This is a genomic window from Oleiphilus sp. HI0067, assembly GCF_001635735.1.
The window spans coordinates 21479-29181 of sequence record NZ_LWFI01001531.1 but is presented as its reverse complement, the minus strand read 5'-3'; the positions used below and the strand labels follow the sequence as shown (position 1 = coordinate 29181).

The 7703-nt window shown below is 44.2% G+C and carries 7 protein-coding genes; all 7 read right to left on the bottom strand.

All coding sequences use genetic code 11. The annotated features are described in order from the left end of the window. The coding region (locus A3739_RS24995) for an OmpH family outer membrane protein (RefSeq protein WP_068503181.1) at positions 1–464 on the bottom strand (464 nt) is incomplete at its 3' end. A 21-nt stretch (positions 465–485) separates the two neighbouring features. Next, complete coding sequence (gene bamA / locus A3739_RS24990; protein ID WP_068478411.1) at positions 486–2804, bottom strand: outer membrane protein assembly factor BamA; 2319 nt, start codon at positions 2802–2804, stop codon at positions 486–488. A gap of 36 nt (positions 2805–2840) precedes the next feature. Beyond that, the gene (gene rseP, locus A3739_RS24985) at positions 2841–4193 is read right to left on the bottom strand and encodes an RIP metalloprotease RseP (RefSeq protein WP_068478413.1); all 1353 of its coding nucleotides are present in this window, start codon (positions 4191–4193) and stop codon (positions 2841–2843) included. Between the two features lie 8 nt (positions 4194–4201). Further along, complete coding sequence (gene ispC / locus A3739_RS24980; RefSeq protein ID WP_068478415.1) at positions 4202–5395, bottom strand: 1-deoxy-D-xylulose-5-phosphate reductoisomerase; 1194 nt, start codon at positions 5393–5395, stop codon at positions 4202–4204. Beyond that, on the bottom strand, positions 5392–6231 hold the full coding sequence (locus A3739_RS24975; RefSeq protein WP_068478417.1) for a phosphatidate cytidylyltransferase: 840 nt from the start codon (positions 6229–6231) through the stop codon (positions 5392–5394). Before A3739_RS24975 ends, ispC begins: the two co-directional genes overlap by 4 nt. A gap of 30 nt (positions 6232–6261) precedes the next feature. Next, positions 6262–7077 carry an isoprenyl transferase gene (locus tag A3739_RS24970; protein WP_082868941.1) on the bottom strand — a complete coding sequence of 272 codons (816 nt, stop codon included), beginning with the start codon at positions 7075–7077 and terminating at the stop codon, positions 6262–6264. Positions 7078–7137: 60 nt separating this feature from the next. After that, positions 7138–7695: a ribosome recycling factor gene (gene frr, locus A3739_RS24965; protein ID WP_068478419.1), complete on the bottom strand. Its 558-nt coding sequence runs from the start codon at positions 7693–7695 to the stop codon at positions 7138–7140. Between the last annotated feature and the right edge of the window lie 8 nt (positions 7696–7703).

The following is a 7703-nucleotide window of genomic DNA, read 5'->3' as shown; positions in this document are numbered from 1 at the left end:
TCAAGTTTTGGATCGGCATACAAAGCCGCTTCTCTTGGCATAATGACATCCAGCTTTTCCTGAGCAACCAAGTCTGCAATCACCATATCCAAATTCGGGCGTGACAGTTCTAAAAATTCCTGACGCTTCTCCGCCAAAGCCTTATCAAGCTTCGTTTTCAAGTAACGAAACTCTTGCGCTTTTTCCTCTAAATCCGCGGAAAGTTTTGCTCGTTCGCTATCACTCATAATTGCCGCATCGTTTTGCAAACGCAGTTCAAGTTTGCGCGCAGCCTCACTTACAGCGCGGACCTCAAGGTCTTGTTCCTTAAACTCAGCGACCATTTTATCCGAGAAGCTTTGTGCCGCCTTTGACGAAAATAAAGCTGCTCGCATATCGATCAAACCAAGGCGAGTCTCAGCTGCAACTGAGAAACTAAGCATCGCAAGCATTACCACAGCACTAACTGATCTAATTAATTTCATGAGATAAAATCCTCGTTTTTATTAAAATGGTTGTCCAAGAGAAAACTGGAAAAACTGCTTTTCGTCTTCAGGCGTCGCATTCATGGCCTTGCCAAAGCTAAATCCAAGTGGACCGATAAATGTATTCCACTGCAAAGCTAAGCCAGTTGACCATCTAATTTCTTCAAACGCAAAGTCATAACCTCGTGCGGTATCAAATACATTACCCGTATCAACAAAGTATGCCATTCTCATGGAGCTTTGATCTTTGATAAAAGGCAATGGAAATATTAGTTCAAAACTATTTTCAACTAGCAAATCACCGCCAAATGGATCAGCTGTCGCAAACTGGAACTGCTCAGTTGTCTTGGGACCAAGAGAGTTGTTTTCATACCCTCTTACCGAGTTGATACCACCGGCATAATAATGCTCATAAAATGGCATTTGATCTGTGTCACCATACGCCCCGCCATAAGCAAGCTCGTTCCGCATACGGAAAACAAAGTCGTGTTGACTGCTTAGCGGAACGTAAAAATTAGAGTTATAGCGAACCTTGTAAAATGAAAGATCGCTTCCCGGCACAGTAATCGAAGCGCTTAAACCTTGGCGCCAACCAGCGGTTGGGAACATGCCTCGATTCAACGTACTACGCGACCAACCACCATCAAGCTCATAATTGTTGAATGAATCGCCATACTTTTGAATGAAGCGATCAATTTCTAAGGCGGGTAAATCTCCAACAGATAAGCTCGTATGGTTGTACCCCACTCCAAAGCTTAAACGAGATACCGGGTCTATTGGATAACCGAAAGTGACTGACGCCCCTGTGCTATCAAGAACATAATCAGAACGATTCGATTCATCAAAATCAGTCTCTCTTGCGAAGATACTAAACCCTCGACTAACCCCATCCACCGTGTAATAAGGATTCAAATAACTAAAATTAGCGGATTTGACAGACTCACTAGTATTTACACCGAAGGAAACGCGCTTACCGGTACCAAAGAAGTTATTTTCAGAGACACTTAAACCCAAAGTGATACCACTACCCTGGCTAAAGCCTAAGCTAGCAGAAAGATTGCCGGAGCTTTGTTCTTCGACAGAGTAATTTACGTCGATCTGATCATTTACACCTGGAACCGCAGGCGTATCGACCGTGACGTTAGCGAAATATCCTAGACGAGAAAGTTTTGTCTTAGATGCTTCAATTAGATCAGTCGATGCCGAAGCACCCTCAATTTGAACCATTTCTTGACGGAGAACCTCATCTTTAGTGGTTGTATTTCCGCGGAAATTAATTCGACGAACGTAGTTTCGCTTTCCTGGGTCAACATAAAAAACAATGCTCGCGCTATTATCGTCATGAGGCTCAGGAATTGGATTAACACTCGCATAGGTATATCCCTCGCCACCGAGTGCGCGAGAAATATTGTCTGCAGAGAGCGTTAATTTCTGACGTGAGAATGTATCCCCCTCTTTGACGAGTACGAGCTTTTCTAGTTCTTCTTTTTCTAAAATTAGCTCGCCCTTGAGCTGAAAGTCTCGCACCGTAAATAACGGACCTTCAGTGACGTTAATAGTAATAAAGACGTCCTTGCTGTCCTGCGAAATAGACACTTGCGTAGAGTCGATCGTGAATTTGATATAGCCACTATCAAGATAATACGAACGAATCCGTTCGATATCACCACTCAATTTTTCACGACTATATTTGTCATCACTCGTTACGAACGACCAAAAGGTAGGTGTTTTGAGTTCCATCAAATCGATAAGAGACTCATCAGAGAAAGCATCATTACCAACGATGTTGATATGAAGAATCGAAGACACTTCACCTTCTTCAATATTGATATTGATATTAACGCGATTCTGCTCAAGAACCTCGACTTCTGCGTCAACTGAAGCACTATAGCGCCCTTGAGTGACGTAAGAACGCAGGATTTCGAGTTCCAAACGTTCCAAGGTGACGCGCTTAAAAACCTGACCCTCGGACATCCCAGCTTGCTTCAAGCCTTCCAACAGGTCCTCGGCTGCAATATCTTTGTTACCCTCAATTTCAATCTTAGCTATAGAAGGACGCTCAACGAGAGAAACAATCAGATCTCGATCATCTACAAGCAATTTTATATCTGTAAACAAGCCCGTCTGAAATAGCGATCTACTCGCCTCAGACAACTTCATCGTATCAACTTCTTCCCCAACGGCTATTGGAAAACTCGAGAATACCGTACCAGCCGAAACACGCTGCAACCCTTCAACTTGAATATCTTCGACTTGAAAGCTTTTCGCATTTACAGAGAAAGCAAGCACCATCCCTATCGCTAACGCAAAAAAGGCGGGGTACCAAGAAATACTATTCATTCATTACTCACACACAAAACTACCGAAGAGGCAGCATTAAAGACGCATAATATCGTTATAAAAAGCGACTGCCATTAACATAAACACAAAAGACATGCCGAGTTTTAGCGCCATCAACTGACTCTTTTCGGAAAGCGGCTTACGACGCACAGCCTCAACTAAATAAAACAGAATATGGCCGCCATCCAACATTGGAATCGGCAACAAATTCAGAACACCAAGGCTAACGCTCAAAAGCGCCAGGAACCTCAAGAACTCTTCTAGACCAGTACTAATAGACTGATTTGCGACGCGCGCAATCGTAATAGGGCCACTTAAGTTATCCAGCGAAACTAAGCCAACGACCATTTTTTTCACAGCACCAAAAGTCATCGCAATATCTGACCAAGTCTGTGATGCAGCTGCGCCAACTGAATCAAGCGGGCTATAACTTACTTGAACAATCAACTCTTCTGGGTATTTATAAGGCTCGACACCGACACCTATCTTTCCTACAAGGCGTCCTTGTGATTCGACACCTTCAGGCACAACTTTAAGCGCCACTAAACCCGGAGATTGAGATCGCTCAACTTCAACAATCAACTGCTGACCAGCACTGTTCTGAACAATCTCTACAAATTGATACCAATCATCAATTTCGACTCCGTCAGCAACCCGGACAATATCACCCGATAACATTCCAGACTGATCGGCCGCGCCGCCTTCTATAATAGTGTCCAGTACAGGCTCAATTCTTGGCTTAAAGGGTTCTAAACCGAAACTACGTAATAAGTCAGGTTCTTTCTCGCCAGCTACCCACTTATCTAGCTCAACATCAAACTGCTTACTGACGCCATCAACCTGAGCAGTTAACGATACTGTGTCCGTATCACCAATATAATTCACCAAACCCATAACGAGATCACGCCAACCATGAACGGGCTCATCGTCAATTTGAGTAATAATAGAACCAACAGGAACTTGAGCTTCGTAAGCTGGACTTCCATCGATGACAGCACCAACCTTTGGCTGTATTGCGCTAAAGCCCAATACAAACATTAACCAGTAAGCTAATACCGCAAATATAAAGTTTGCTAACGGGCCAGCGAACGCAATTGCTATACGTTGCGAAACAGGTTTTGAAGAAAAAGCCTGAACTTTGAGCTCACTTGGTACATGACCTTCTCGTTCATCAAGCATGCGAACGTATCCGCCTAACGGAATCGCGGCAACTACATACTCTGTTCCCAACTTGTCATGCCAACTAAAAATCGGCTTACCAAAACCTACGGAAAATCGTAGGACCTTAACACCACATCGTCTTGCCACCCAAAAATGACCGTACTCATGGACGGTCACCAAAATACCGAGGGTAATAATTAACGAAATGACTGACTCTAAGAATTCCATGGCAACTGTTAAACTAACGCTTGTGTTTCGATGAAAGATTCAGCAAGAGAACGAGCATCTTTATCTGCTGAGAAAATATCAGTAATCGTACCGACCTCAGTCTTTGGTGCACGACTCATTGCATTGGCGATAATATCAGGAATATCGACAAACCTGACCTTACCTTTAAGAAATGCATCAACTGCGACTTCGTTCGCAGCATTTAAATAAGCAGAGGCATATCCACCGGCGTCAAACGCTTCGCGAGCCAGATTCAAACATGGGAACAAATCGCTATTTGGCTTTTCAAAATGCAGCGTTGCAATTTCAGTTAAGTCTAAAGGCTTAACACCGCACTCAATTCTATGAGGCCAACTCAAACCATACGAGATAGGCGTACGCATATCCGGCTCTCCCATTTGCGCCAATACAGAACCATCTCCATAACGAACCATAGAGTGAACAATGCTTTGAGGATGCACAACAACCTCAATATCGGCACTTGAAACATCAAACAACCAACAAGCTTCAATCAACTCTAAACCTTTGTTCATAAGGCTTGCTGAATCGACTGATATTTTTCTACCCATTGACCAATTGGGATGAGTGCACGCTTGCTCTGGCGTTACCAACTCAAGCTGATGCCGATTGAAAGAACGGAACGGACCACCGGAAGCGGTCAATAATATTTGGGTTACTTCCGAACCAGGCTTATTCCCACACGCGTAGTTGTGCGGTAAGCACTGAAAAATCGCGTTATGCTCGCTATCGATAGGCAACAGGACACCATTGGACTCACGCACTGCATTCATGAGCAGCGATCCCGCCAACACGAGAGACTCTTTATTCGCTAAAAGAAGTTTTTTTCCTGACTGGGCCGCAGCAAAACTCGAAGATAAACCAGCCGCACCAACGATTGCAGCCATAACAATATCTACTTCATTATGGCTAGCGATAAATGTTAACGCGTCCGCCCCAAACAAAAGTTCCGTGTCGGTACTCGCATTTTTAAACGCCTCAACCGCATCAGCACGCACCTGCTCAGATGAAATAACGGCATACTTGGGCTTGTGAACCAAACACAGCTTTAGTAGCGCCCGCCAATCAGAATGTGCGCTTAGAGCAAATATTGAAAACTTCTCAGGGTGCTGCGCGCAAACATCTAACGTACTTAAACCAATAGAACCTGTCGCACCTAATACACAGACAGCTTCAGAACTCACTGACCACCCCAAGAGATCCAAGCAAAGCTATAAAGAAGTGCAGTTAGTACTGGAATACTAGCTGTAAGGCTATCGATACGATCAAGCACACCACCATGCCCAGGTAAAAGATTACTACTGTCTTTAATACACGCCTCACGCTTGAACATGCTCTCGGTCAAATCACCGAAAATCGAAATAATTGCGACCAACAAAGTAATAATGACAAGCTGAATTGTCATTGACGCACTTAAACCAAGATACGCTGAAGACGCTAACGCCAATAAAACCGTACAAGCCAATCCGCCCCATGCTCCCGCCCAGCTTTTACCAGGAGAAACTGCAGGCGCTAGCTTTGCCTTGCCAAACGCTCTCCCGGCAAAGTACGCGCCGGTATCCGCAGCCCATGTGAGCAATAATGCGTAGAGCAGAATGATATGTACTTCAATATCTAGACCAATACTCATCTCTGCTTCGCGGAGGGCGAGCATCGTTTTCCAGAACGGAATAAGGACAAATAGACCAATAAACAACTTAACTGAGCGTTGCTTCCAAAATCGACCTGTATCTGGGTAGCGAAGCACCAAAACGATCGCGACAAGCCACCACAATAATCCGGCGTATAAAATTGGGGTTGCAGGCAAATAACGCGCAAATATCAGCCAAATAGCAATATAAACAGCATACGCAACACGCAGTGATTGAGCTTCATAACCAGCAATACGTGCCCATTCCCACGCGGCCACAGCAACAATACCACCCACAAACCAGTAAAAACCCTGTACGTCCGTACCAAACACACCCGCCAATGCAAGCGGCGCCAAGATCAATGCAGTAATTATTCGATGCTTAAGCAAACCAAAACCCCTTGTATTTACGCTTAGCTCTTAACGGCTAAGTTCTTCATCTTCTGGCCAATTAACATTATTTAGATCTTCAGCTGACGGCGCATCAGCAAGCTCTCCGGACACTTGTTCGTCAGTCTGTCCGAAACGTCGTTTTCGCAGTGAATAAGCTTTTATTGCCTCTAGTATTTCAGCTTCTCTAAAGTCAGGCCAATAAAGATCTGAGAAATAATATTCCGCATAAGCAAGCTGCCAAAGCATAAAGTTACTAATACGATATTCACCAGCGGTACGAATCATCAAATCCGGCATTGGCAAATCACCAATACTTAAATTTTTCTGGATTAAATCCTCAGTAATATCGGATGGATTTAGCGCTCCGTTAGCAACGTCTTGGGCGAGATGACGAACCGTATTCGCAATATCCCATTGACCACCATAGTTTGCGGCAACCACCAAGGTCATCCCAGTATTGTCAGCAGTTAACGACTCAGCACTTTCCATATGCTTTTGAAGCGACTCGCTAAACTTGGAGCGATCACCAATAATTCTTAAACGAATATTATTCTTGTGAAGCTTCTTAACCTCGCGCTGTAGCGCAAACAAAAACAGCTTCATTAGCGCACCAACTTCAATTGCTGGGCGACGCCAGTTCTCGCTACTAAATGCAAACAAGGTAAGAACTTCTATCCCTTCTTTAGCACAAGCACCTACTACTGAGCGCACGGCCTCTACCCCAGCCTTATGACCGGAAACGCCAATTTGCTTTCGCGCTTTTGCCCAACGATTATTGCCATCCATAATGATCGCAATATGCTTTGGTTTAGAATCTGCGCAATACGGTATCTTTGAACTCATTATTATCTTTAAACACTAATAGGGCCGCATAAAGCAGCCCTTAGTTATCTATTGGGAAGCTTAAACTTCCATCAAATCAGATTCTTTATCTTGTAGCATTTTCTCAACATCAGCTACGTACTTATCCGTTAGCTTTTGCATTTGATCTTCGCCACGCTTTTGGTCGTCTTCAGTAATCTCTTTTTCCTTGACCAAATCTTTAAGCATCGAATTACCATCGCGACGCGCGTTACGAATAGAGACTCGAGCACTCTCGGCGTCTGATTTAGCAAGCTTAACCATATCGCGGCGTGTTTCTTCGGTTAGCGCAGGCATCGGTACACGCACTAAATCGCCAGATGTTGAAGGATTCAAACCTAAATTCGCAGCCATAATCGCTTTCTCAATCGCGGGAACCAAGGGCTTTTCCCAAGCCGAAATAGCAAGTGTACGACCATCTTCAACACTAATATTCGCAACCTGCTTAAGTGGCGTATCTGCGCCATAGTAAGAGACCATGACGCCATCTAAAATACTTGGGTGCGCACGACCAGTTCGAATTTTTGCAAACGCAACAGAAAGTGCTTCCAAGCTTTTTTTCATTCTGTCTTCAGCATCTTGCTTAATATCTTCAATCACTGCGAATT

Excerpts from the sequence above, each read along its gene's own strand:
- bamA (WP_068478411.1), bottom strand. The coding sequence starts at position 2,804 with ATGAATAGTATTTCTTGGTACCCCGCCTTTTTTGCGTTAGCGATAGGG.
- rseP (WP_068478413.1), bottom strand. The coding sequence starts at position 4,193 with ATGGAATTCTTAGAGTCAGTCATTTCGTTAATTATTACCCTCGGTATT.
- A3739_RS24970 (WP_082868941.1), bottom strand. The coding sequence starts at position 7,077 with ATGAGTTCAAAGATACCGTATTGCGCAGATTCTAAACCAAAGCATATT.